Genomic DNA, 24,498 nt, shown 5'->3' with positions numbered 1-24,498 from the left:
CATTTACTTGGCGGAAGTCTGCTCAGCCAAGGCGACCGCACGGAACATCGCGCGGCGCTTGTTGATGGTTTCTTCCCACTCGAGCGCCGGCACCGAGTCGGCAACGATGCCGCCACCGGCCTGCACATGCAGTTCGCCGTCCTTGATCACGGCAGTACGGATGGCAATCGCGGTGTCCATGTTGCCATTCCAGGCAAAATACCCCACGGCACCACCGTAAACCCCACGCTTGACCGGCTCCAGTTCGTCGATGATCTCCATCGCACGAATCTTCGGTGCGCCCGACAAGGTGCCAGCCGGCAAAATCGCCCGCAGCGCATCCATCGCCGTCAGCCCTTCACGCAGCTGGCCGGTGACGTTGGAGACAATGTGCATAACATTGGAATAACGCTCGATCACCATCTTCTCGGTCAGCCGCACGCTGCCGGTCGAGGACACACGGCCCACGTCGTTACGGCCCAGGTCGATCAGCATCAGGTGCTCGGCGATTTCCTTGTCGTCCGACAGCAGGTCGTCTTCCAACGCACGGTCGGCCTCTTCGGTCGCTCCACGCGGGCGAGTACCGGCAATCGGGCGCACGGTAACCAGGTTGTCCTCGACACGCACCAGCACCTCGGGCGAACTGCCAACCACATGGAAGTCACCGAAGTTGAAGAAGTACATGTAGGGCGTCGGGTTGAAGCAGCGCAGCGCGCGGTACAGGTCGATAGGCGCTGCCTTGAAGTCGATGGACATGCGCTGCGACGGCACCACTTGCATGCAGTCACCGGCCAGGATGTATTCCTTGATACGGCCGACTGCGTTCTCGTAGTCCTCACGCGTGTAGCTGGAGCGGAATTCCGGCTCGGCGGCCTGCGGGCCACTCAAGTCCAAGCCACGGCGCGGGGTGATCGGCTGACGCAGGGTTTCCAGCAGGCCTTGCAGCCGTGCCTGGCCCTGTTCGAAGGCTTGCTCTTCAGCCGGGTCGACCAGCACGATCGCGTGCATCTTGCCTGCCAGGTTGTCGAACACCACTACGGCATCGGACACCATCAGCAGAATATCCGGCACACCCAGCGGGTCCGGGTTGGGGCTGGCGCCCAGGCGCTTTTCCACATAACGCACGCAGTCGTAGCCGAAGTAGCCGACCAGGCCGCCGTTGAAGCGCGGCAGGCCGGGGATGTCGGCGACCTTGTAACGGTCCTTGAAGCTTTCGACGAACGCCAGCGGGTCTTCGACATCGTGGCTTTCCACCTCGACGCCATCATGCAAGATGCTGACGTGGTAGCCGTGAACGCGCATCACGGTGCGCGACGGCAGGCCGATCATCGAGTAACGGCCCCACTTCTCGCCGCCCTGCACCGACTCGAGCAGGTACGAGTTGGGTTGGTCGGCCAGTTTCAGGTAGATCGACAGCGGCGTGTCGAAGTCGGCCAGGGTTTCGCAGGCCAGGGGGATGCGGTTGTAGCCGACAGCGGCCAGGCGCAGGAATTCTTCGCGGTTCATGAGTAGCCTCGTGGCAAGCAGCAATAAGTCAGGCAAACGGATGGGCCGGCACACGCCGGCAGGCAGAAGTCAGGCGCGCCAACGCCAACGGGCCAGAGCCTTGATGACTTTCATCCAGAATTTGCCAGTAACCGCCACGGTGGACTCTCTGTCTTGTGAGGCTTGAAGGTCCGCCAACGTTATCCCAGTGGCCGGGTCTTCGCAACCGGGCAGCAAGGCGCGCAGGTCATCGATCACAAGGCTGGGGGTTTCGTCGTGGATCGGCCGGCCATGGTTGTAGCCGTAGGTCAGCCCCACGCATTGCACGCCAGCCGCCTTGGCCGCCAGCACGTCACTGCGCGAATCACCGACGAACAACGATTGTTGCGGGGTAACGCCGGCCATCTGCATGACGAACAGCAACGCCGCCGGGTCCGGTTTTTTCTGCGGCAGGGTGTCGCCGCCGATGATCCAGCGGAAATAGCGGCCGATCTTCATCTGGTCCAACAAAGGGGCGACGAAGCGCTCCGGCTTGTTGGTGATCAGTGCCATTTCCACACCCTGCTTCTGCAGCCAGCGCAGGGTGTCTTTCACGCCGGGATAAACCACGGTGAGCTCATGGCTTTGGGCATAGGCTTCCATGAACAGCGCCAGGCCCTGCTCGGCCAGCACATCATCCACAGCGTCATGCTCAATACCGCCCGCCAGTGCTCGGCGCACCAACACCTGGGCGCCATTGCCAACCCAATGGCGCACCGCCTCAAGGCCCGCAGGCGGGCGCCCAAGTTCGAGCAGCATGCGGTCCACGGCGGCGGCCAGGTCTGGCACGGAGTCGATCAGGGTACCGTCCAGATCGAACATCACCAGCCTGGGCAGCGTCCCCGGGAACAGCTGCTCGAAGCCACTCATGGGCGGGCCTGAGCCAGCTCGGCGCGCATCTTGGCAATGACTTCCTGGTAGTCCGGGGCGTTGAAGATCGCCGAGCCGGCCACGAAGGTGTCGGCGCCAGCGGCAGCGATCTCGCGGATGTTGTTGACGTTGACGCCGCCGTCGATTTCCAGGCGGATATCACGGCCACTGGCGTCGATCAGCGCACGCGCTTCGCGCAGCTTGTCGAGGGTGCCGGGGATGAACTTCTGCCCGCCGAAGCCTGGGTTGACACTCATCAGCAGCACCATGTCGATCTTGTCCATCACGTACTTCAGGGCGTCCAGGCTGGTGGCCGGGTTGAACACCAGGCCGGCCTTGCAGCCCCCGTCCTTGATCAACTGCAGCGAGCGGTCGATGTGCTGGGTGGCTTCCGGGTGGAAGGTGATGTAGGTGGCGCCAGCCTCGATGAAGTCGCCGATGATGCGGTCGACCGGGCTGACCATCAGGTGCACGTCGATCGGCGCGGTGACGCCGTACTTGCGCAGGGCAGTGCACACCATCGGGCCGATGGTCAGGTTGGGAACGTAGTGGTTGTCCATGACATCGAAGTGAACGATGTCGGCACCCGCAGCCAAAACCTTGTCGACGTCCTCACCCAGGCGGGCGAAATCGGCGGAAAGAATGGAGGGGGCAATAGCGTAGGGCTGCATGGCGCACCTGTTGGCAGAATCACGGTGGCGCGCATTGTAACTCAGGCAAACGGGTAGAGGCTGATTGGTATCAATCCGTGTCGACCAGCTGTTTCAACCTGTACCGACCTCTTCGCGGGCTTGCCCGCGAAGAGGTCGGTACAGAAAACTGACAATCAGGCAGGCTGCTGGGTTCTCAGCTTCTCGCTACGCCCACGCAACCACTCCAGGGTCAGCAGCAATATCACCGAGAAGGCAATCAGCAAGGTCGCTGCCGCTGCAATGGTCGGGCTCAGGTTTTCGCGAATACCACTGAACATCTGCCGCGGCAGGGTCGCCTGCTCGGGCCCTGCCAGGAACAGGGTCACCACCACCTCGTCAAACGACGTGGCAAAGGCGAACAGCGCCCCCGAAATCACCCCGGGCGCAATCAGCGGCAGGGTCACCCGACGGAAGGTCAGCAGTGGCGACGCGCCCAGGCTGGCCGCCGCGCGCACCAGGTTGTAGTTGAAGCCCTGCAAGGTGGCCGACACGGTAATGATGACGAACGGTACACCCAGCACCGCATGCACCAGAATCAGCGAGGTGAAGCTGTTGCCCATCCCCAGCGGTGCAAAGAACAGGTAACTGGCTACACCGATAATCACGACCGGCACCACCATCGGCGAAATCACCAGCGCCATCACCAGCGACTTGCCGGGGAAATCGCCACGGGTCAGGCCGATGGCCGCCAGGGTGCCGAACACCATGGCCAGCACCGTGGCTGCCGGGGCGACGATGATGCTGTTCTTCAGCGCCCGCATCCATTCGGCCGAGCCGAAGAAGTCCTGGTACCACTGCAGTGAGAAGCCCTGCAGCGGGTACACCAGGAAGCTGCCACTGTTGAACGACAGCGGCACGATCACCAGTACCGGCAAGATCAGGAACAGCAGGATCAAACCGCAAAGAATGCGCAGGCTGTAGAACCAGACCCGCTCCACGGGCGACATGTATGGGCTCAACATCACAAGGCTCCTCAGCTCAGGCGCAGGCGGCTGGCGCCGACCAGCCAGCTATAGATCAGGTACAACAACACAGTCGCCAGCAGCAACAGCCCGCCCAGCGCGGTGGCCATGCCCCAGTTGATGCTGGTGTTGGTGTAGAAGGCAACGAAGTAGCTGACCATCTGGTCGTTCGGGCTGCCCAGCAGTGCCGGGGTGATGTAGTAGCCGATGGCCAGGATGAACACCAGCAGGCAACCCGCACCTACACCGGCGTAAGTCTGCGGGAAGTAAACCCTCCAGAAGCTGGCGAACGGGTGGCAGCCCAGCGAAATTGCCGCACGCATGTAGCTGGGCGAAATGCCCTTCATCACGCTGTACAGTGGCAGGATCATGAACGGCAGCAGGATGTGCACCATCGAGATGTAAACGCCGGTACGGTTGAACACCAGTTCCAGCGGTTGATCGATGATGCCCATGGCCATCAGCGCGCTGTTGATCAGGCCGCCCGACTGCAGCAGCACGATCCACGCCGCCACCCGCACCAGGATCGAAGTCCAGAACGGCAGCAGCACCAGGATCATCAGCAGGTTGCTCTGCCGGGTCGGCAGGTTGGCCAGTAAATAGGCCAGTGGGTAGGCCAGCACCAGGCAGATGGCGGTGATCACCACCCCCATCCACAGGGTACGGGCAAAAATGTCCAGGTAAATGGCCTGGTCCGGGGTGGCCTTGGCCAGTTCGCCAAGGTCATCGATGCGATGGTCGACAGAGGCCAGCAGGTAGAACGACGTCACCGAACTGGTATTGCGGCGTATCGCCTGCCAGTAGGCTGGATCACCCCAACGCTCGTCGACGGCCTGCAACGCCTCCTTATAAGAGGCAGGCTCAGCCTTGAATGGCAGTGCCCGGGCGGTCTTGGTCAACAAGCTGCGGTAACCGGCCAGCTCCATGTTCAAGCGCTTGGAAAGGTCGCCAAGGGTCTGGTTCTTGCGCGATTCGGCCAGGTCCTGGCTCAGCGCCTTGTACACATCTTCGCCGGGCAGGCTCTTGCCATCCCACTGGCTGATGACTTCGACCGTGCGTGGCAGGCCGCCGACCACTTCCGGGTTGCCGACGCTCTTGTACAGCAGCGCCGCGATCGGCACCAGGAACACCAGCAGAAGAAACAGCGCCAGCGGCGCGATCAACGCCTGCGCCTTCCAGCGGTTGACCCGCTCGGCGTGCTTGAGGCGCTGCTTGAGACTTGGACCTGCGCCTTCGTTGAGGGGCACTGCAATGGCCATGGCGAACTCCGCAATACAGGCTGAAATGGGGGCTGCGATGCAGCCCCGCACACTGGACGTTTACTTCTTCGCCGCCCAGGCGTTGAAGCGTTGCTCCAGCTGCTCGCTGTTGTCGGCCCAGAAGGCCACGTCGATCTGCACCTGGTTGGCGATGTTTTCAGGCGTGGTCGGCATGTCCTTCTTCACTTCGTCCGACAGCAGGCTCACAGCCTTGGCGTTGGCCGGGCCGTAGGCGATGTTCTCGGAGTAGGTTTTCTGCTGCTCGGGCTGCACGCTGAAAGCGATGAATTTCTTCGCTTCTTCGGCATCCTTGGCGCCTTTCGGAATGGCCCAGGCATCGAAGTCGTAGATGCCGCCGTTCCACACCACCTTGAGGTTGCTCTCTTTCTGCACAGCGGCAATACGGCCGTTGTATGCAGAACTCATGACCACGTCACCCGAGGCCAGGAACTGCGGTGGCTGTGCACCCGCTTCCCACCACTGGATGCTGGGCTTGAGCTCATCGAGCTTCTTGAACGCGCGGTCCTGGCCTTCCTTGGTGGCCAGCACTTTGTAGACGTCCTTGGGCGCAACGCCATCGGCCATCAGTGCGAATTCCATGGTGTACTTGGCACCTTTGCGCAGGCCGCGTTTGCCCGGGAATTTCTTGGTGTCCCAGAAATCAGCCCAGCTGGTAGGTGCGGTTTTCAGCTTGTCGGCATTGTAGGCCATGACCGTGGACCAGACGAAGAAGCCCACGCCGCACGGCTGGATGGCACCCGGCACGTAGTCACTCTCATTGCCAAACAGGGCTGGGTCGAGCTCTTCGAACATGCCCTCATCGCAACCACGCGCCAGCTCTGGCGACTCAACCTCTACCAGGTTCCACGACACGCTCTTGGTGTCGACCATCGCCTTGACCTTCGCCATTTCGCCGTTGTACTCACCGGCGACGATCTTGCCCTTACCCGCCTTCTCCCATGGCTCGTAGAACGCTTTTACCTGGGCCGCCTTGTTGGCGCCCCCGAACGAGATCACGGTGAGGTCTGCGGCCATGACCTGGCCAGCGGCGAACAGCCCCAAGGCCAGGGCGGTCAGTTTCAACTGCTTGCGCATTCTTATTCTCTCCACAGTACAGGGTTGGTGAAGCAATCCATCAATGGGCTTCGGCAATCGGATCGAGCGCGCGGGCGTGCTCCACCTCCCAGCCCAGCGGTACTACATCGCCCACGGCCAACGCCGGGTCGAGCTCGGCAATAGGCTGTTTCACGAAGAAGTCGCCCTTGCCGCAAACTTCCAGGCGCACCCGCACGTGGTCGCCCAGGTAAATGAATTCAGCCACCCGGCCAGAGAAGCGGTTCACGCAGCTTTCGCTGTGGCCGTTCAGGCGCACGCGTTCGGGGCGGATCGACAGGGTGACCGGCTCGCCGGCCTGACCGACATTCACCGCCAGCGCCTCTACCCGCTCACCGCGCGGCAGTTGCACCTGGCAGCGCTTGCCGTCGCTGGCCAGCAATGTGCCGTTGATGCGGTTGTTCTCGCCGATGAAGTTGGCGACGAAGGTATTGCAGGGCTCTTCGTACAGCGTGCGCGGGTCGGCGATCTGCTGGATCTCGCCCTGGTGGAACACCGCCACACGGTCGGACATGGTCAGTGCTTCGCCTTGGTCGTGGGTCACGTACACCACGGTCACACCAAGGCGCTGGTGAATGTGCTTGATCTCCATCTGCATGTGTTCCCGCAGTTGCTTGTCCAGCGCGCCGAGCGGTTCGTCCATCAGCACCAGCTGTGGCTCGAACACCAGCGCCCGGGCCAGGGCCACGCGCTGCTGCTGGCCACCCGAGAGCTGGCCGGGGTAGCGCTTGGCGAAGGCATCGAGCTGCACCATGTTCAGCACGCGTTTGACCCGCTCGCTGATGTCGGTCTTGCTGAGGTTGCGCACGGTCAGCGGGAAGGCCAGGTTCTCGGCCACGGTCATGTGCGGGAACAGCGCGTAGTTCTGGAACACCATGCCGATGTCGCGCTTGTGCGGCGGCACGTTGTTGATCGAGCGCCCGGCCAGCTGGATTTCACCAGCGGTGGGCGTTTCGAAGCCGGCCAGCATCATCAGGCTGGTGGTCTTGCCCGAGCCGGAAGGGCCGAGCAGGGTCAGGAACTCGCCCTTGCGAATCTCCAGGTTGAGGTCTTTGACGATCAGCGACTCGCCGTCGTAGCTCTTCTGCACACCACGGAAGCTGACCAGCGTTTCGCTGGTTGCAGCGTTCGACTTCGCCTCGCTCATGCCTGCACCTTCTTGTTGGATGACTGCGTAGGCAAAAGAGTAGAAGAGGCGCAAGCGCCCGAAAATCGGGGGTGCTGAGAGAATGCCATCATCCGGATGGAAGATTTGTTGTAGGGATTGCCCTACAAGGATGGCGGGATTGGAATGCCCTTGCGAACACTCCACCGAACCTGTGGGAGCGGGCGTGCCCGCGAAGAGGCCGGCACAGCCATGGAGATCAGCAGGTCAGGCCCTTTCACGGGCACGCCCGCTCCCACAGGGACGTCGACAGGTTCACCGATAGCGCATGTCGCAATCAGACCAGCTTGTGCTCCATGGCGTACTTCACCAGCTCCGCCAGCGAGTTCACTTTCAGCTTCTGCATCAGGCGCGCCTTGTGGGTGCTGATGGTCTTGCTCGACAGCGCCAGCTGCTGGGCGATGTCGTTGACGTTGGCGCCCTGGGCCAGGCGCTCGAACACCGAAAACTCGCGCTCCGACAGCAGCGTGTGCAACGGCCGCGACTCAGTCAGGCCCACTTCGAACACCATGCGGTCAGCCAGCGACGGGTCGATGTAACGCCCGCCACCCGCCACCCGGCGAATCGCGGTCAGCAACAGCGCCGGGTCACTGTCCTTGGTAGCATAACCTGCCGCTCCGGCCTTCAGCGCCCGCGCCGCCATTTGTGCCTCGTCGTGCATCGACAACATCAGGATCGCCGGGGCATCGTACAACGCACGTATCCGCGGGATCGCCTCCAGGCCATTCACACCCGGCATGGAGATATCCAGCAATACCACCTCACAAGGCGTGTGGCGTAAGGTTTCGAGCAGCTGCTCGCCGTTACCGGCCTCCCCCGCCACCTGCATGTCCTTGGCCAGGCCAATCAGTTGTTTGATCCCTTCACGGACAATGGTGTGGTCTTCGGCCACCAGCACTCGAATCACGATCGCTCTCCTACTCCAACGGTATGGCCACGCTCAGGCTGGTGCCCTCGCCCGGCTCGCTGTCCAGCGTCATGCTGCCCCCCAACATCAGCACCCGCTCACGCACGCCCACCAGGCCAAACGAGGTGGGCCGGGTCTGCTCGCGGCAAAAGCCCTGGCCATCATCGCTGACCGTCATGCGCAATTGCCCCTGTGCAAGCACCAGCTCGATCTCCACGCTGTGCGCCTGGGCATGACGCATCACGTTGGTCAGTGCCTCCTGGAGGATACGGAATAACCCAATAGCCTTGGCATCGCTCAATGCTGGCAGATTATCCGGCACTTGTACCAGGCACGGGATCTGCGTGCGCGCCTCGAAACGCCGTGCCTGCCATTCGATGGCCGAGGCAATGCCGGCATCGAGGATTGGCGGGCGCAAGGCCGTGGCCACGTCGCGCACCAACTGGAACAGCTGGGCGATCAGGCGTTTCATGCTACCCAGACGCTCGTTCAGGCCCGGGTCCAGCTCGGCAAAGGCCAGCTCGCACATCGACACTTCCAGCTTGAGCACGGTCAGCATCTGCCCCAGCTCATCATGCACTTCCCGGGCGATGCGGGCTTTCTCTTCTTCACGCACGCTTTCCAGATGGGCCGACAGCTCGCGTAGCTGCTCCTGGGACTTGGCCAGTGCCATTTCCGCCCGCTTGCCTTGGGTGATGTCCCACACCACGCCGTCCCACACCACCTGGCCGTTACCCAGGCGCCGGGTACTGGCCTTGATGTCGGCCCAACGCTGTTCGCCCTGGCGGGTGAGGATGCGGCCCTGCCAGGACCAGTCCTGGTCACTGGCCAGGGCCAGGTCCTGCACCCGGTGGTAATCGGCGCGGTCCTCAGGGTGCACCAGGTTACGCAGCCCCATCTGCGGGTGCTGGATTTCGCCGGGCGTATAGCCCACCAGCGCCTCACTGCCTTCACTGATGTAGGGAAACTCCAGATCGCCCTCGGCCGGGTCGCGTTCCAGACGAAATACCAGCCCCGGCACATTGCCGGCAATGCCCTTCAGCCGCGCCTCGCTTTCGCGCAGTGCCGCCAGGGCACGGTGGCGCTCGGTGACGTCGGCGAGGTAGACCACCAGGTATTCGGAATCACGAAAGCGCAGAAAGCTCAGCGACAGTTCGACCGGCAGCAGGCTGTGGTCGGCCCGTCGGCATTGCGTCTCGAACTGGCCGATACCCGTTGCCCCCGTACGCGCGCCTTTCCACAGCTCCAGCCAGCGGTCCATGTCAAGGCTTGGCTCGAAGTCACCCAGCGGCCGTTCCAGCAGCTCCCCCTCGGCGTAACCCAGCATGCGCTCGGCAGCGTGGTTGGCGTAGCGCACGTGGCTGTCCCAGTTGACCCAGAGGATCCCCACCGTGCTCTGGTCGATGGCGAACTGGCTCAATCGCAACGCCTCTTCGCGCACCTGGCGCTCCACCAGGCTTTCCCGCGTGGCCAACAGGCTGCGCTCCAGCTGGCGCTGCTGCCGGCGTTGCCACACCAGCGTGGCTAGCGCGCACAACAGCAGCATGCCGAACAGCAAGGCCAGGTTCTGCCAGAAGCCAGGCGACTCGCTCAGGCGTGGGTACTTCGGTTGCAACCAGCGCTGGTGCATTTGCTCCAGCTCTTTGGCCGGCAATGCCTGCAGGCCACGCTCCAGCACGTCGGCCAGCAGTGGCCAGTCGCGCCGAGAACCAATGCGCAGTAGCTGCGGCAGGCCTATATCGCCAACCACCGCCAGCTCGCTGAACTCGCTCTCACGCGACAGGCGGCTGAGCTGGGCTTCATCCAGCACGGCGAAACTGGCCTGGCCACCTACCACCAGTTGCAAGGCCTCACGCTCGTTGGGTACCCCCTGCAGGTTGAGGTTGCCGTAGTTGCCACGCAGATAATCCGCCAGTTGGCTGGGCATGCGCACCGCCACACGCTGCTCGGCTTCGAGCTTTTCCAGCTCCACCGCCATGGCCCCGGTGCGCGGCCCCACCACCAGTTGCGGCACGCGCATGTACGGGTCACTGAACAACCACAGGCGCAGGCTGGCTGGCGTCTGGGTAAGGCCTGGGGCAAAGTCGATTTCCCCGGCCTGCAGGGCATGTTCAAGGCTGGCTTGGTCGGTGAAGTTGCGCCAGGTAAGGTCGAGGCGCAGTGCCTGCGCCAGGCTGTTCACCAGTTCTACGTTGGCCCCATACAGTTGCTGCAGGCGCCGGTCGAACTGGGCGTAAGGCGCCTGCAGCACCAGGCCGACGCGCAGACTGCGATGGCTGTCCAGCCACTGCTGCTGCGCAGGTTCCAGTACAACCGTGGGCTCCGCCTCGATCCTGGCCAAAGCTATCAAGGGCAGCCACAAGCAGCCGATAACCAACAGGCGACGCACTCGCTTCATCTACACGCTCGTCTTGGCAAAAGCGGCCATGCAGCATGGCCGTCACGGGCAAATACTATTAGGCTGCCGGTATCATTCTGGCCTTGGGTTGACGCATGTCCACACTTTATCGCACGACGCTGGCAATGTGCTGCCTGGCCTCGATCCTTCCGCTCGCCTCCTTGGCCGCCGATGCAGAAAAAGCACCCGCCACAACCGAGGCACCCGCTGCCGAAGCCCCTCGCCCGCCCCTGCTGGAGCGCAGCCAGGAAGACGCCCTGGCCCTGGAGCGGCTGGTACCCAGGGCCGAGCAACAGACGTTGCAAGCGGGCGCCGACAGCTTCCTGGCCTTGTGGAAGCCGGCCAACGACAGCGACCCGCAAGGGGCAGTGATCATCGTCCCGGGTGCTGGTGAAACGGCCGACTGGCCTAATGCCGTAGGCCCCCTGCGGCAAAAATTCCCAGATGTCGGCTGGCACAGCCTGAGCCTGAGCCTGCCGGATCTGCTGGCCGACAGCCCGCAGGCGCGGGTCGAGGCCAAGCCGGCTGCCGAACCCGAAAAAACCAAGGGTGAAAGTGCGCCAGCCAAGGACGTACCCGCTGACGCCAATGCCAATGTCGCCCAGGCCACTGCTGCCGATGCCGACACGGCGGAAAGTACCGACGCCGAACAGGCCAGCGAGCAGACAGACACGGCCGACGCCGAGCGCATTTTCGCCCGCCTGGACGCTGCTGTGGCGTTTGCCCAGCAGCACAATGCCCGCAGCATCGTGCTGATCGGGCATGGCAGCGGTGCGTACTGGGCAGCCCGCTACCTGAGCGAAAAACAGCCACCGCACGTGCAGAAACTGGTAATGGTGGCGGCGCAGACGCCAGCACGGGTGGAACATGACCTGGAAAGCCTGGCGCCAACCTTGAAGGTGCCTACAGCCGATATCTACTACGCCACCCGCAGCCAGGACCGCAGCGCAGCCCAACAGCGGCTGCAGGCCAGCAAGCGGCAGAAGGACAGCCAGTACCGGCAGTTGTCGCTGATTGCCATGCCGGGGAACAAGGCGGCGGAGCAGGAGCAACTGTTCCGCCGGGTGCGGGGGTGGATGAGCCCACAGGGTTGAGCTGAAATCGATGGGGCCGCTTTGCGGCCCTGTTTTTTACAGGCCCCGCCGCTTACGGATCATGGCATACGCCTGGTGCAACTCACGGGTACGCTCGGTCGCTTCCCGCACCTGCGCCTCACTGGCGCCGGTGCCCGCCAGCTTGTCCGGGTGGTGACGGCTGACCAGCCGACGATAGGCCTGCTTGACCTTGTCGCCTTCGGTGTCCGCCTCCACCGCCAACAAGCGCAAGGCAGCCGCATAGGTCATGGGGACACCTTCCGCGCCCGTAGCCTTGCGTGGCTCGTACTCCAGCGACATGGCCTGCACCTGCCGCCGGCTCAGGCCCAGTTTCTGCCCCCAGTCCAGCAGCAGCTCACGCTCCTTGTTGCCCATCTTGCCGTCGGCCCAGACCATGCGCCAACAGGCACGCAAGGTACCTTCCGCCGCATGTGGCTGCTGGCGAATTCGCCGCAGGTGCCTGCCAAGCCGGTCCTTGCCCGCCTTGCCACGGTTGAACGCATTGATAGCGCGTAGCCGGGCCGCTTCGGCCAGGTCCAGGCGCACCATCTCCTGACGCGCCTGCTGGATGTGCTGCTCGCCCACCCGACCATCGCACTTGGCCAGGCGCCCAAGCATCACGAACAGCAACTCGTCATCGCGCAAGGCCGGGCGCCCGCCCAGGCGCTCGCGCATGTCTTCCCAGCCTTCCAGGCGCAAGCGGCGGTCAAGGGCCTGCCCAAGCAACAGGCCCAGCAAAGCGCCCGGAATGCTGGCCACGGCAAAGCCGGCGCCGGCGCCAATCAGTGTCCCTGGCCACCACATGTCAGGCGCGCTCGCCAATCAGGCGCTCGACTTCGGCCAAGCGTTCGAGCGTGCCGACATCCACCCAGTGCCCACGGTAGTGTTCGCCACTGACCTGCCCTGCCGCCATGGCCTGGCGCAACAGCGGTGCCAGCTTGAAGGCACCCGGTTGGCAGCCTTCGAACAGCGCAGGGTCCAGCACCGAAATGCCACTGAAAGTCAGCGTGCCCGGCGCCTCATCGCCATCGACAACCTGTTCGCCCAGCAGGCGGAAGTCACCTCGGCCATGGTGGCCCGGGTTGTCGACCAGCACCAGGTGAGCAAGCCCTTGCAAGGGGGCTTGCAGGCGTGCGAAGTCGTAGTCGGTCCAGACATCGCCGTTCACCAGCAAAAATGGCGCGTCACCCAACAAAGGCAGGGCCTTGAAGATGCCACCACCGGTTTCCAGCGGCTCGCCCTCGGGCGAATAGCGGATGCTCAGGCCAAAGCGGCTGCCATCACCCAGGTGGTCTTCGATCTGCTGTCCCAGCCAGGCATGGTTGATCACCACCTCGGTAACGCCTGCCGCCGCCAGGGCGCGCAGGTGGTACTCGATCAGCGGCTGACCGGCCACCGGGACCAGCGGTTTTGGGGTGTGCAGGGTCAGCGGGCGCATGCGCTCGCCTTTACCTGCTGCCAGGATCATTGCCTTCATGCACGCGCTCCGGCCTGCAACTGCGCGATCAGTTCACCCAGCTCCGCCAATTCGGGCCGGCGGCTGATCACTTCTTCTATATAGGCGAAGAAACGCGGCACGTCGCCCAGGTAACGGGGTTTGCCGTCGCGGTGGCAGATACGGGCGAAGATGCCGATCACCTTCAGGTGGCGCTGCACGCCCATCAGGTCGCTGGCACGCTGGAACGCGTCGAAATCGGCCTGTACCGGGATGCCGGCAGCCTGCGCCTTCTGCCAGTAGTCACGCAGCCAACCTTCGACCCGTGGCTGAGGCCAGCTGAGGAAGGCGTCCTTGAACAGGCAGGTGATGTCGTAGGTGACCGGGCCGTACACCGCGTCCTGGAAGTCCAGCACGCCGGGGTTGGGGGTGCTCTGCATCAGGTTGCGCGGCATGTAGTCGCGGTGCACCAACACCTTGGGCTGAGCCAGGGCACTGTCGATCAGCATCTGGCTGATACGCTGCCAGGCAGCCTTCTGGGCATCGGTGAAGGTCAGGCCCAGTTCACGGCCCACGTACCACTCCGGGAACAATTCCACTTCACGGCGCAGCAGCGCGTCGTCGTAGCTGGGCAGTGGCGCGTCCATCGGCAGGCGCTGGAAGGCCAGCAGTGCATCGATAGCATCTGCGAACAGCCCGTCGGCGTTGTCGGCATCAATGATATCAAGGTATGTCTGATGGCCCAGATCACCCAGCAGCAGGAAGCCGCGCTCCAGGTCTTGGGCGTGGATCAGCGGCACATGCACGCCAGCGCTGGCCAGCAGATGGTCGATGGCGACGAACGGTCGGCAGTTCTCCTGCGGAGGCGGTGCGTCCATGACCACAAAGCTGTGGCCGGCGCCCTGCCAGCGGAAGTAGCGGCGGAAGCTGGCGTCGCTGCTGGCCGCAGTCAGGCTGCCGTCCGGCACTTCGCCCCAGGCGTTGTTGCGGAAAAGATCATTGAGCTGCTCATCGAGCCAGACCGTCAGTTGTTGCAAGCGTACATCGTGTTCAGGCATTACAAGGGTCTCCGACGGCCCTAGCCGTCAAGCGGGTCATGCTTTATTATCCAGCATCTTTTTCAGACCATCGAGAGGCGTGCGGCCCCACACGCGGGCAGATGGCACGCAGGAAGCCCGGACTAATAAGATGGCATTGAAATCCCCCGCGTTTCGTAGAAAGTTTCCGTTGCTGGTAACCGGCGGTCTGCTGGCCCTGCAACCTCTGGCCACGTCGTATGTGGTGGCAGCCGAACAGTTCGACTGCCAAGTGTCCGCTGCCGGTGGTTGGGACTGCAAGCCCAAGGCCCCAGTCAACAACCTGCCGCCGCGCCCGGTGCATGAGGGTGCTGCTGTCAGCACCGGCACCGAAGCCGCGAGCGAAGGCGAAACCGCGGACCGGCCAATGCTGGTCACCGAGGCCAAAGGCCGCGCCCTGAAGTCGCGCAGCGAAGACTACAGCCACCTGGACTGGGTTCCGCGTGAAAAACTCACCGCCGCGCAGCTGGCCGAAACCGGCCCGTACTGCGGGGGTGCGTACATCGAGCCAACCCGCCCGGGCATGGCCGACACCACGCCGAAGGACGAGTCGCCGACCTACATCAACGCCAAGGTGTCCAAGTACCAGCAGGAGCAGCAGATCGCTACCCTCGCCGGTGACGTGGTGATGCGCCAAGGCAGCATGCAGGCCGAAGCCGACGAGGCCAACCTCTACCAGACCGAAAACCGTGGCGAGCTCAAGGGCAACGTCAAGATCCGTGACAACGGCTCGCTGGTGGTCGGTGACGAGGCACAGATTCAGCTCGACACGGGCGAAGCCCAGGTCGATAACGCCGAATATGTGATGCACAAGTCGCACATCCGCGGCAGTGCCCTGTACGCCAAGCGTGGCGAAAACGCCATCATCCGCCTCAAGGACGGTACGTACACCACCTGCGAACCGGGCAGCAACGCCTGGCAGCTGAAGGGCAACAACATCACCCTGAACCCGGCCACCGGTTTCGGTACCGCGACCAACGTGACGCTGCGGGTCAAGGATTTCCCGGTGTTCTACACACCGTACATCTACTTCCCGATCGACGACCGTCGCCAGTCCGGCTTCCTGCCGCCATCGTTCAGCACCAGCAGCGACACCGGCTTCATGCTGGTGACGCCGTACTACTTCAACCTGGCGCCTAACTACGACGCCACGTTGTACCCGCGTTACATGGCCAAGCGCGGCCTGCTGATGGAAGGCGAGTTCCGCTACCTGACGCCTTCGAGCGAAGGCCAGTTCGGCGGTGCGTATCTGAACGACAAGAACGACGACCGCAAAGACCAGACTGACTACAAAGATCAGCGCTGGATGGTCAACTGGCAGCACAAGGGCGGGCTGGACGAGCGCCTGATGGCCGAGGTGGACTACACCGACATCAGCGACCCGTTCTACTTCCAGGACCTGGAGTCCGACCAGATCGGTGTTGAAAGCCAGGACCTGCTGAACCAGCAGGGTGCACTGACCTACCGTGGCGACAGCTACACCGCGCGCCTGAATGTGCATGCCTACGAGATGGCAACCATCTCGAAGATCACCCCGTACGATCGCCTGCCGCAAATCACCTTCAACGGTAAGCTGCCGTACGAGCCGGGTGGGCTGAACATTGCCTACGAAACCGAGGCTGTTCGCTTCGACCGTGATCTGAAAGACGACTTCGTCCTGGATAAAGACGGCAACCCCGACTTCTCCGCCGGCGCCGCTGGCCGTCGCCTGGACCAGAACGTCAGCGGCATTGCCCGTGCAAACGGCAACCGCTACAACGTTGCGCCGTCGATCAGTCTGCCGATGGAAGCCAGCTACGGTTACCTGACGCCCAAGCTGAAGTATGCATACACCCACTACGATCTGGACCTGGACAGCCAGGGTAAAGCCCAGGCCATTGCGCAGTCGGCAAACCCGGCGTATGGCAGCTACAACAGCTCGCTGAACCGCGATGTACCTATTTTCAGCGTCGACAGCGGCCTATACTTCGACCGCAAGACGTCGTTGTTCGGTACCGACTACAAACAGACTCTCGAACCGCGCCTGTTCTACCTCTACGTCCCGTACAAGGACCAAAAGGACATTCCGCTGTTCGACTCGGGCGAAACCCTGTTCAGTTACGACTCGCTGTTCCGCGACAATCGCTTCAGCGGCACCGACCGCATCGGCGACGAGAACAAACTGTCGCTGGGCGTGACCACCCGCTGGATCGAAGACAACGGCTTCGAGCGCCAGAACTTCAGCATCGGTCAGGCGTACTACTTCAAGGATCGTAAGGTCCAGCTGCCGGGTATCGACTACCGCACTCGCAGCGACTCGCAATCCGATGTGTCGCCGTACGCGCTTATGTACAACTACTTCTTCAACCGTGACTGGCGCTTCAATTCGGACTTCAACTGGGACCCGGACAGCCGCAGCACCCGCTCGGGCAGCGCGATGTTCCACTACCAGCCTGAAGACAACCCGAACAAGGTGCTCAACCTCGGTTATCGCTACCGTAACGACACCATCTCCTACGATTCCACGACGGGTACCTGGAAAGTGGGCGGTGGCGACTACGGTGTTCCTGGTAGCGCGAACTACATCAAGGATTACTACAAGATCCAGCAGCACGATTTCTCGGTCATCTGGCCGATCGTTCCGCAGTGGAACGTTATCGCTCGCTGGCAGCATGACTACAACCGCAACCGCACCCTGGAAGCCATGGGCGGTTTCGAGTACGACAACTGCTGCTGGAAGCTGCGCCTGATCAACCGCTACTGGATCGATTACGACGACTTCAGCCAAGCCCTCCCGGCGAACGAAAAAGGCGACCACGGTGTCTTCCTTCAGATCGTCCTGAAAGGCCTCGGTGGCGTAGTTGGCAACAAGGTCGAATCTTTCCTCGACCAAGGCATTCAAGGTTACCGTGAACGTGAAGACCAAGCTTATTGATCGACTGCGCCCGGCGTTGCTGGGCGTTGCATTGCTGAGTGGCGCGGTGCATGCCGCGGTGCAACCTCTTGATCGCGTGGTGGCCATCGTCGACAACGACGTGGTCATGCAAAGCCAGCTGGACCAGCGTGTCCACGAGGTACAGCAAACCATCGCCAAGCGCGGCGGCGGTGTGCCGCCGACCGGTGCCCTGGAACAGCAAGTACTGGAGCGCCTGATCGTCGAAAACCTGCAACTGCAGATCGGCGAACGTTCCGGCATCCGCATCACCGACGAAGAGCTGAACCAGGCCATCGGCACCATTGCCCAGCGCAATGGCATGTCGCTGGACCGGTTCCGTGCTGCCCTGGCCCACGACGGCCTGTCGTTCGACGACGCCCGCGAGCAGGTCAAGCGCGAGATGATCATCAGCCGCGTGCGCCAGCGCCGTGTGGCCGAGCGCATCCAGGTGTCGGAGCAGGAAGTGAAGAACTTCCTCAACTCCGACATGGGCAAGATGCAGATGTCGGAAGAGTACCGCCTGGCCAACATCCTGATCCCGACCCCGGAAGGCGCCAACTCGGAAGCCATCCAGGCGGCGGCGCGCCAGGTTGGCGATGTGTACCAGCAGCTCAAGCAAGGCGCCGACTTCGGCCAACTGGCCATTGCCCGCTCCGCCAGCGAAAACGCCCTGGAAGGCGGCGAAATGGGCTGGCGTAAAGCCGGCCAGCTGCCACCCGACTTCGCCAAGATGCTCAGCAGCATGCCGGTCGGCGAAATCACCCAGCCTATCCGCATCCCTAACGGCTTCATCATCCTCAAGCTCGAGGAGAAGCGCGGGGGCAGCGAGAACGTGCTGCGTGACGAAGTGCATGTACGCCACATCCTGATCAAGCCAAGCGAGATCCGCAGCGATGCGGCTACCGAGCAACTGGCCGAGCGCCTGTACGACCGCATCAAGAACGGCGAAGACTTCGGCGAACTGGCGAAGAGCTTCTCGGAAGACCCAGGCTCGGCGCTTAACGGCGGCGACCTCAACTGGGTAGACCCGAACAGCCTGGTACCGGAGTTCCGTGAACAGATGGCCAACGCCCAACAAGGCGTTGTAACCAAGCCGTTCAAGACCCAGTACGGCTGGCATGTGCTGGAAGTGCTGGGCCGCCGTGCCACCGACAGCACCGAGCAGGCTCGCGAACAGCAGGCCCTGAGCGTTCTGCGTAACCGCAAGTACGACGAAGAGCTGCAAACCTGGCTGCGCCAGATCCGCGACGAAGCCTACGTTGAAATCAAGCTGCCTGGCGCTGACCAGGCCGCCCAGTGAAGCCCCTGCGCTTCGCCGTCACTCCCGGCGAACCAGCCGGTATAGGTCCCGACCTGTGCCTGCTGCTCGCCGCAGACGCCCAGCCCCACCCCCTGATCGCCATCACCAGCCGTGACCTGCTCGCCGAGCGGGCCACGCTGCTGGGGCTGGCTGTCAGCCTGCTGCCGGTAGCCCCGGGCCAATGGCCCGACCAGCCGGCACCCGCAGGCAGCCTTTACGTCTGGGATACCCCCCTCGCTGCCCCGGTAGCGCCAGGCCAGCTCGACAAAGCCAACGCCGCGTTCGTGCTGGAGACCCTGACCCGTGCAGGCCAAGGCTGCCTGGACGGGCACTTCGCCGGGATGATCACCGCCCCGGTGCACAAGGGTGTTATCAACGAAAGCGGTATCGCCTTCTCCGGGCATACCGAGTTCCTTGCCGAACTGACCCACACCGCACAGGTGGTGATGATGCTGGCCACCCGTGGCTTGCGTGTGGCCCTGGTGACCACACACCTGCCACTGCGTGATATTGCCGACGCCATCACTGCCGAGCGCGTGGAGCGTGTAACCCGTATCCTGCATGCCGACATGCGCGACAAGTTCGGCATCGCCAACCCGCGCATTCTGGTGTGCGGCCTCAACCCGCATGCGGGCGAGGGCGGCCATCTTGGCCGCGAAGAAATCGACATCATCGAGCCGACCCTGGCCCGCCTGCGCACCGAAGGCATGGACCTGCGCGGGCCACTGCCGGCCGATACCCTGTTTACCCCCAAATATCTGGAGCACTGCGACGCGGTGCTGGCGATGTACCACGACCAGGGCCTGCCCGTACTCAAGTACAAAGGCTTCGGCGCTGCGGTCAACGTAACCTTGGGCCTGCCGATCATCCGCACGTCGGTCGACCACGGCACCGCCCTGGACCTGGCCGGCACCGGCAAGGTCGACACCGGCAGCCTGCGCGTCGCGCTGGAAACCGCCTACCAGATGGCCGAGAACCGACCATGAACGAGCAATACCAACACCGGGCGCGCAAGCGCTTCGGCCAGAACTTCCTGCACGACGCCGGCATCATCGACCGCATCCTGCGCGCCATCAACGCCAAGGCCGGCGAACACCTGCTGGAAATCGGCCCGGGCCAGGGCGCCCTGACCGAAGGCCTGCTGGGCAGCGGTGCACAGCTGGATGTGGTGGAACTGGACAAAGACCTGGTGCCGATCCTGCAGCACAAGTTCGCTGACCGCAGCAACTTCCGCCTGCACCAGGGTGACGCCCTGAAGTTCGACTTCAACCAGCTCGGCGTGCCGCCGCGCAGCCTAAAGGTGGTGGGCAACCTGCCCTACAACATTTCCACCCCACTGATCTTCCACCTGCTCAGCCATGCCGGGCTGATCCGTGACATGCACTTCATGCTGCAGAAGGAAGTGGTCGAGCGCATGGCTGCCGGCCCCGGTGGTGGTGATTGGGGGCGTTTGTCGATCATGGTGCAGTACCACTGCCGGGTCGAACACCTGTTCAACGTAGGCCCTGGCGCCTTCAACCCGCCCCCGAAAGTGGACTCGGCCATCGTCCGCCTGGTACCGCACGAAGTGCTGCCACACCCGGCCAAGGATGCCAAGCTGCTGGAGCACGTGGTACGCGAGGCATTCAACCAGCGCCGCAAGACCCTGCGTAATACCATGAAGGGCCTGCTCGACAGCGCGGCCATCGAAGCTGCCGGCGTGGATGGCAGCCTGCGCCCTGAACAGCTGGACCTGGCGGCCTTTGTGCGCCTGGCCGATCAGTTGGCTGACCAGCAAGCCTGATTTCGCCTGTACCGGCCTCGTCGCGGGCTTGCCCGCGAAGAGGCCGGCATATCCAACCTAGCCCTCAAGCCCCCTCGGCGCTGGCCCTTCCCCCTCCCAATGGCCTAGACTGCATTATTGCGTAAGCTCGCCCAAGGCCCTTGCATGTCCGACCCCCGCTATCAAATCGACGTCAGCGTCGTGACCCGCTACCTGAAAGAACAATCCGACCCCGAAAACAGTCGTTTCGCGTTCGCCTACACCATCACCGTGCAGAACAACGGCTCGCTCAAAGCCAAGCTGTTGTCGCGGCACTGGCTGATCACCAATGGTGACGGCGAAGTCGAGGAAGTGCGCGGCGCCGGTGTGGTTGGCCAGCAACCCAACATCGACCCGGGCCAGAGCCACACCTACAGCAGTGGTGCAGTTATCAGCACCCGCGTGGGCACCATGCAGGGCAGCTACCAGATGTTCGCCGAAGACGGTAAGCGCTTCGACGCCGAAATCGAGCCCTTCCGCCTGGCGGTGCCCGGGGCGCTGCACTGATGGCTACCTACGCCGTTGGCGATCTGCAAGGCTGCCTGCAACCTCTCAAGTGCCTGCTTAAACGCGTCAATTTCAACCCGGCCGTCGACCGCCTGTGGCTGGTCGGCGACCTGGTCAATCGCGGCCCCGAGTCGCTGGAAACCCTGCGCTTCCTGTACTCGATCCGCCAGTCGCTGGTCTGCGTGCTGGGTAATCATGACCTGCACCTGCTGGCGGCTTGGCACAACGTCGAGCGCCTCAAGAAAAGCGACACCCTGCGCGAAATCATCGAAGCGCCGGATGCCGATCAGCTGTTCGACTGGCTGCGCCAGCAAAAGCTGCTGCATTACGACGAGGCACGCGGCATTGCCATGGCGCACGCCGGCATCCCGCCACAGTGGACGCTCGGCCAGGCACTTGGTCTGGCGGCTGAGGTGGAAGAAGTACTGCGCGACGATGGCCGACTGAAGCTCTACCTCGACGGCATGTACGGCAACGAGCCGAACAAGTGGAGCAAGAACCTCACCGGCGTCGAACGCCTGCGGGTCATCACCAATTACTTCACCCGCATGCGCTTCTGCACCGCCGAGGGCAAGCTCGACCTCAAGAGCAAAGAGGGCCTGGGCACCGCACCCAAGGGCTACAAGCCCTGGTTCGCACACAAGGACCGCCGCTCGCGGCATGTGAAGATCATCTTCGGCCACTGGGCCGCCCTCGAAGGCCGCGCAGACGCGCCAGGCGTCATCGCACTGGACACCGGCTGCGTGTGGGGCGGCGCCATGACCCTGTACAACGTCGACAGCGGCGAATACCACCGCTGCGACTGCGCCGACGACGGCACCCTGCGCCAGCCGACACAACCCACTACACTCAACGACCACACCTGAAGGAAGTAGTACCCATGAGCGAATTCAAGCGCATCCCTCCCGAGCAGGCCTTGGAGCTTCGCAAGCAAGAAGGTGCGGTCGTCGTCGACATTCGCGACCCGCAGGCCTTCGCCGCCGGCCACATCACCGGTGCCCAGCATCTGGATAACCATTCGGTTGCCGAGTTCATCCGCAATGCCGACCTCGACGCCCCGACCCTGGTGGTCTGCTATCACGGCAACTCCAGCCAGAGCGCTGCCGCCTACCTGGTAGGCCAAGGCTTCTCCAACGTGTACAGCGTGGACGGCGGCTTCGAACTGTGGCGCGCCACCTACCCGGCCGAGACCGCCCAAGGCAGCGCCGAATAAATATTTTCATTTTTCCTGCAGCCCGCGCCCCGTGCGGGCTTGCGGCTTATCTGACGAACGGTCGTTCGTAACTTCTGCCCACCTCGCCCCTTGACCTTGCAGATAACCAACTACGCTTAAGCTCAGGCCATCCAAAAAAGGGGAGAGCCGGTACACCGGCGTGCGGGTCATCGGTAGCGTTACAGGGTGTTCTGGGGGGTTTACAGCAATCGGCGAACCCGGTTGCATGCCAGCATCAGCTGACTGATCCGGCGTCGTCTCCACGTATCGAGCGAGGTGACGTCATGAGTATTTTTAGCCACTTCCAACAACGTTTCGAGTCTACGCGCCAGGAAGAACTCTCGCTGCAGGAGTACCTCGAGCTGTGCAAAGAGGATCGCAGTGCCTACGCATCGGCGGCCGAACGGCTGTTGCTGGCCATCGGTGAGCCAGAGCTGATCGACACCTCTACCAACTCCAGGCTGTCGCGCATCTTTTCCAACAAGGTTATTCGCCGCTATCCGGCCTTTGCCGACTTCCATGGCATGGAAGAGTGCATCGACCAGATCGTTTCGTACTTCCGTCACGCCGCCCAAGGCCTGGAAGAGAAGAAACAGATCCTCTATCTGCTGGGCCCGGTGGGCGGCGGCAAGTCGTCGCTGGCCGAAAAACTCAAGCAGCTGATGGAAAAGGTGCCGTTCTACGCCATCAAGGGTTCACCGGTGTTCGAGTCGCCCTTGGGTTTGTTCAACGCCACCGAAGATGGGGCCATTCTCGAGGAAGAGTACGGCATCCCACGGCGCTATCTGAACACCATCATGTCGCCATGGGCCACCAAGCGTCTGCAGGAGTTTGGCGGCGATATCTCCAAGTTCAAGGTAGTGAAACTCTACCCGTCGATTCTCAACCAGATCGCCATTGCCAAGACCGAGCCCGGCGATGAGAACAACCAGGACATCTCGGCCCTGGTCGGCAAGGTCGATATCCGCAAGCTTGAAGAGTACCCACAGAACGACGCCGATGCTTACAGCTACTCGGGCGCGCTGTGCCGGGCCAACCAGGGCCTGATGGAATTCGTCGAAATGTTCAAGGCGCCGATCAAGGTCCTGCACCCCTTGCTCACTGCCACCCAGGAAGGCAACTACAACAGTACCGAAGGCCTTGGGGCCATTCCCTATACCGGTATCCTGCTGGCGCACTCCAACGAATCGGAGTGGCACACCTTCCGCAACAACAAGAACAACGAAGCGTTCATCGACCGGATCTACATCGTGAAGGTGCCGTACTGCCTGCGCGTCAGCGATGAGATCAAGATCTACGACAAACTGCTGGTCAACAGCTCGCTGTCCAAGGCCCATTGCGCGCCGGATACACTCAAGATGCTGGCTCAATTTACGGTGCTTTCCCGCCTTAAAGAGCCGGAAAACTCCAATATCTATTCCAAGATGCGCGTTTACGACGGGGAGAACCTCAAGGATACCGATCCGAAGGCCAAGTCGATCCAGGAATACCGTGACTCCGCTGGCGTTGATGAAGGCATGAACGGCCTTTCGACCCGCTTCGCCTTCAAGATCCTGTCCAAGGTGTTCAACTTCGACCCACACGAGATTGCCGCCAACCCGGTGCACTTGCTGTACGTGCTGGAACAGCAGATCGAACAGGAACAGTTCCCGGCGGAAGTGCGCGAACGCTACCTGCGCTACCTGAAGGAATACCTGGCACCACGCTACATCGAGTTCATCGGCAAGGAAATCCAGACGGCCTACCTGGAGTCCTACAGCGAATACGGCCAGAACATCTTTGACCGCTATGTGCTGTACGCCGACTTCTGGATTCAGGACCAGGAATACCGCGACCCGGAAACCGGCGAAATCCTCAACCGCATCGCCCTCAACGAGGAGCTGGAAAAGATCGAGAAACCGGCCGGCATCAGCAACCCGAAAGACTTCCGCAACGAGATCGTCAACTTCGTACTGCGCGCACGCGCCAACAACAACGGCAAGAATCCAAGCTGGCTGAGCTATGAAAAACTGCGGGTCGTGATCGAGAAGAAAATGTTCTCGAACACCGAAGACCTGCTGCCCGTCATCAGCTTCAACGCCAAGGCCAGCAAAGAGGACCAGAAGAAACACAACGACTTCGTCACCCGGATGGTGGAGCGTGGATACACCGACAAACAGGTGCGCCTGCTGTCGGAATGGTACCTGCGGGTCAGGAAATCGCAATAAAGCGACAAGCTATACACCGCGCGCCCAAGGCTGCCATGCCGGCCTTGGGCGGCGGCAGCTGCTTTGCTGCCATGACGTGCAG

21 protein-coding genes are annotated in these 24,498 nt (G+C 62.6%); 9 read left to right on the top strand and 12 right to left on the bottom strand.

Going from position 1 to position 24,498, the window contains the following annotated elements; all coding sequences use genetic code 11:
• Window positions 1-3: 3 nt before the first annotated feature.
• The 9 genes from trpE to FHW75_RS22340 form a co-directional block, all read right to left on the bottom strand.
• Window positions 4-1,485 carry an anthranilate synthase component I gene (gene trpE, locus FHW75_RS22380; protein WP_025754021.1) on the bottom strand — a complete coding sequence of 494 codons (1,482 nt, stop codon included), beginning with the start codon at window positions 1,483-1,485 and terminating at the stop codon, window positions 4-6.
• 69 nt (window positions 1,486-1,554) lie between these two features.
• Window positions 1,555-2,373: a phosphoglycolate phosphatase gene (locus FHW75_RS22375; protein WP_025754022.1), complete on the bottom strand. Its 819-nt coding sequence runs from the start codon at window positions 2,371-2,373 to the stop codon at window positions 1,555-1,557.
• Window positions 2,370-3,044 carry a ribulose-phosphate 3-epimerase gene (gene rpe, locus FHW75_RS22370; protein WP_016484625.1) on the bottom strand — a complete coding sequence of 225 codons (675 nt, stop codon included), beginning with the start codon at window positions 3,042-3,044 and terminating at the stop codon, window positions 2,370-2,372. The genes FHW75_RS22375 and rpe overlap by 4 nt, the downstream gene beginning before the upstream one ends.
• A 155-nt stretch (window positions 3,045-3,199) precedes the next feature.
• The gene (locus FHW75_RS22365; protein ID WP_016715782.1) at window positions 3,200-4,027 is read right to left on the bottom strand and encodes an ABC transporter permease; all 828 of its coding nucleotides are present in this window, start codon (window positions 4,025-4,027) and stop codon (window positions 3,200-3,202) included.
• 11 nt (window positions 4,028-4,038) lie between these two features.
• Window positions 4,039-5,286, bottom strand: coding sequence for an ABC transporter permease (locus FHW75_RS22360; RefSeq protein WP_019099215.1), 1,248 nt, complete (start codon window positions 5,284-5,286; stop codon window positions 4,039-4,041).
• A gap of 60 nt (window positions 5,287-5,346) precedes the next feature.
• Window positions 5,347-6,381 (bottom strand): ABC transporter substrate-binding protein, encoded by a 1,035-nt coding sequence (locus tag FHW75_RS22355; RefSeq protein ID WP_019099216.1) that lies wholly within the window; start codon window positions 6,379-6,381, stop codon window positions 5,347-5,349.
• Between the two features lie 40 nt (window positions 6,382-6,421).
• Window positions 6,422-7,546 carry an ABC transporter ATP-binding protein gene (locus tag FHW75_RS22350; RefSeq protein ID WP_016715779.1) on the bottom strand — a complete coding sequence of 375 codons (1,125 nt, stop codon included), beginning with the start codon at window positions 7,544-7,546 and terminating at the stop codon, window positions 6,422-6,424.
• Between the two features lie 295 nt (window positions 7,547-7,841).
• Window positions 7,842-8,474, bottom strand: a complete 633-nt coding sequence (locus tag FHW75_RS22345; RefSeq protein ID WP_183674613.1) for a response regulator transcription factor — start codon at window positions 8,472-8,474, stop codon at window positions 7,842-7,844.
• A gap of 7 nt (window positions 8,475-8,481) precedes the next feature.
• Window positions 8,482-10,869 carry a PAS domain S-box protein gene (locus FHW75_RS22340; protein ID WP_183674596.1) on the bottom strand — a complete coding sequence of 796 codons (2,388 nt, stop codon included), beginning with the start codon at window positions 10,867-10,869 and terminating at the stop codon, window positions 8,482-8,484.
• A gap of 95 nt (window positions 10,870-10,964) precedes the next feature.
• Here FHW75_RS22340 and FHW75_RS22335 point away from each other — a divergent pair, with 95 nt between their 5' ends.
• Window positions 10,965-11,963 (top strand): alpha/beta hydrolase family protein, encoded by a 999-nt coding sequence (locus FHW75_RS22335; protein WP_183674593.1) that lies wholly within the window; start codon window positions 10,965-10,967, stop codon window positions 11,961-11,963.
• 36 nt (window positions 11,964-11,999) lie between these two features.
• Here FHW75_RS22335 and FHW75_RS22330 read toward each other — a convergent pair whose 3' ends face one another.
• The 3 genes from FHW75_RS22330 to FHW75_RS22320 are packed head-to-tail and all read right to left on the bottom strand — an operon-like array spanning window position 12,000 to window position 14,456.
• Entirely contained in the window at window positions 12,000-12,767 is a 768-nt protein-coding gene (locus FHW75_RS22330; protein WP_016715776.1) for a TerB family tellurite resistance protein, read from the bottom strand.
• 1 nt (window position 12,768) lies between these two features.
• The gene (murU, locus tag FHW75_RS22325) at window positions 12,769-13,440 is read right to left on the bottom strand and encodes an N-acetylmuramate alpha-1-phosphate uridylyltransferase MurU (protein WP_025754024.1); all 672 of its coding nucleotides are present in this window, start codon (window positions 13,438-13,440) and stop codon (window positions 12,769-12,771) included.
• On the bottom strand, window positions 13,437-14,456 hold the full coding sequence (locus tag FHW75_RS22320; RefSeq protein ID WP_025754025.1) for an aminoglycoside phosphotransferase family protein: 1,020 nt from the start codon (window positions 14,454-14,456) through the stop codon (window positions 13,437-13,439). The genes murU and FHW75_RS22320 overlap by 4 nt, the downstream gene beginning before the upstream one ends.
• Before the next feature lie 130 nt (window positions 14,457-14,586).
• Between FHW75_RS22320 and FHW75_RS22315 the strand changes: the two genes are divergently transcribed.
• The 8 genes from FHW75_RS22315 (at window position 14,587) to FHW75_RS22280 (ending at window position 24,416) form a co-directional block, all read left to right on the top strand.
• Window positions 14,587-17,388 (top strand): LPS-assembly protein LptD, encoded by a 2,802-nt coding sequence (locus FHW75_RS22315; RefSeq protein WP_025754026.1) that lies wholly within the window; start codon window positions 14,587-14,589, stop codon window positions 17,386-17,388.
• Window positions 17,369-18,688 carry a peptidylprolyl isomerase SurA gene (gene surA / locus FHW75_RS22310; RefSeq protein WP_409347973.1) on the top strand — a complete coding sequence of 440 codons (1,320 nt, stop codon included), beginning with the start codon at window positions 17,369-17,371 and terminating at the stop codon, window positions 18,686-18,688. Before FHW75_RS22315 ends, surA begins: the two co-directional genes overlap by 20 nt.
• On the top strand, window positions 18,685-19,674 hold the full coding sequence (gene pdxA / locus FHW75_RS22305; protein ID WP_025754028.1) for a 4-hydroxythreonine-4-phosphate dehydrogenase PdxA: 990 nt from the start codon (window positions 18,685-18,687) through the stop codon (window positions 19,672-19,674). The genes surA and pdxA overlap by 4 nt, the downstream gene beginning before the upstream one ends.
• The gene (rsmA, locus tag FHW75_RS22300; RefSeq protein WP_019099224.1) at window positions 19,671-20,471 is read left to right on the top strand and encodes a 16S rRNA (adenine(1518)-N(6)/adenine(1519)-N(6))-dimethyltransferase RsmA; all 801 of its coding nucleotides are present in this window, start codon (window positions 19,671-19,673) and stop codon (window positions 20,469-20,471) included. The genes pdxA and rsmA overlap by 4 nt, the downstream gene beginning before the upstream one ends.
• A gap of 144 nt (window positions 20,472-20,615) precedes the next feature.
• Window positions 20,616-20,996 (top strand): Co2+/Mg2+ efflux protein ApaG, encoded by a 381-nt coding sequence (gene apaG / locus FHW75_RS22295; protein ID WP_019099225.1) that lies wholly within the window; start codon window positions 20,616-20,618, stop codon window positions 20,994-20,996.
• Complete coding sequence (locus tag FHW75_RS22290; protein ID WP_025754029.1) at window positions 20,996-21,862, top strand: symmetrical bis(5'-nucleosyl)-tetraphosphatase; 867 nt, start codon at window positions 20,996-20,998, stop codon at window positions 21,860-21,862. The genes apaG and FHW75_RS22290 overlap by 1 nt, the downstream gene beginning before the upstream one ends.
• Window positions 21,863-21,876: 14 nt before the next feature.
• Window positions 21,877-22,209, top strand: a complete 333-nt coding sequence (gene glpE / locus FHW75_RS22285; RefSeq protein WP_016715767.1) for a thiosulfate sulfurtransferase GlpE — start codon at window positions 21,877-21,879, stop codon at window positions 22,207-22,209.
• Between the two features lie 284 nt (window positions 22,210-22,493).
• Entirely contained in the window at window positions 22,494-24,416 is a 1,923-nt protein-coding gene (locus tag FHW75_RS22280; RefSeq protein ID WP_019097136.1) for a PrkA family serine protein kinase, read from the top strand.
• The last annotated feature ends 82 nt before the right edge of the window (window positions 24,417-24,498 follow it).

It is taken from the genome of Pseudomonas sp. OG7 (assembly GCF_014192825.1).
Taxonomy (GTDB): Bacteria; Pseudomonadota; Gammaproteobacteria; order Pseudomonadales; family Pseudomonadaceae; genus Aquipseudomonas; species Aquipseudomonas monteilii.
This window is presented reverse-complemented; position numbering and strand designations above follow the sequence as displayed.

Coding starts and splice junctions, on each gene's coding strand:
- trpE (WP_025754021.1), bottom strand. CDS start 1,485: ATGAACCGCGAAGAATTCCTGCGCCTGGCCGCTGTCGGCTACAACCGC.
- FHW75_RS22375 (WP_025754022.1), bottom strand. CDS start 2,373: ATGAGTGGCTTCGAGCAGCTGTTCCCGGGGACGCTGCCCAGGCTGGTG.
- rpe (WP_016484625.1), bottom strand. CDS start 3,044: ATGCAGCCCTACGCTATTGCCCCCTCCATTCTTTCCGCCGATTTCGCC.
- FHW75_RS22365 (WP_016715782.1), bottom strand. CDS start 4,027: ATGTTGAGCCCATACATGTCGCCCGTGGAGCGGGTCTGGTTCTACAGC.
- FHW75_RS22360 (WP_019099215.1), bottom strand. CDS start 5,286: ATGGCCATTGCAGTGCCCCTCAACGAAGGCGCAGGTCCAAGTCTCAAG.
- FHW75_RS22355 (WP_019099216.1), bottom strand. CDS start 6,381: ATGCGCAAGCAGTTGAAACTGACCGCCCTGGCCTTGGGGCTGTTCGCC.
- FHW75_RS22350 (WP_016715779.1), bottom strand. CDS start 7,546: ATGAGCGAGGCGAAGTCGAACGCTGCAACCAGCGAAACGCTGGTCAGC.
- FHW75_RS22340 (WP_183674596.1), bottom strand. CDS start 10,869: ATGAAGCGAGTGCGTCGCCTGTTGGTTATCGGCTGCTTGTGGCTGCCC.
- FHW75_RS22335 (WP_183674593.1), top strand. CDS start 10,965: ATGTCCACACTTTATCGCACGACGCTGGCAATGTGCTGCCTGGCCTCG.
- FHW75_RS22330 (WP_016715776.1), bottom strand. CDS start 12,767: ATGTGGTGGCCAGGGACACTGATTGGCGCCGGCGCCGGCTTTGCCGTG.
- murU (WP_025754024.1), bottom strand. CDS start 13,440: ATGAAGGCAATGATCCTGGCAGCAGGTAAAGGCGAGCGCATGCGCCCG.
- FHW75_RS22320 (WP_025754025.1), bottom strand. CDS start 14,456: ATGCCTGAACACGATGTACGCTTGCAACAACTGACGGTCTGGCTCGAT.
- FHW75_RS22315 (WP_025754026.1), top strand. CDS start 14,587: ATGGCATTGAAATCCCCCGCGTTTCGTAGAAAGTTTCCGTTGCTGGTA.
- rsmA (WP_019099224.1), top strand. CDS start 19,671: ATGAACGAGCAATACCAACACCGGGCGCGCAAGCGCTTCGGCCAGAAC.
- apaG (WP_019099225.1), top strand. CDS start 20,616: ATGTCCGACCCCCGCTATCAAATCGACGTCAGCGTCGTGACCCGCTAC.
- FHW75_RS22290 (WP_025754029.1), top strand. CDS start 20,996: ATGGCTACCTACGCCGTTGGCGATCTGCAAGGCTGCCTGCAACCTCTC.
- glpE (WP_016715767.1), top strand. CDS start 21,877: ATGAGCGAATTCAAGCGCATCCCTCCCGAGCAGGCCTTGGAGCTTCGC.
- FHW75_RS22280 (WP_019097136.1), top strand. CDS start 22,494: ATGAGTATTTTTAGCCACTTCCAACAACGTTTCGAGTCTACGCGCCAG.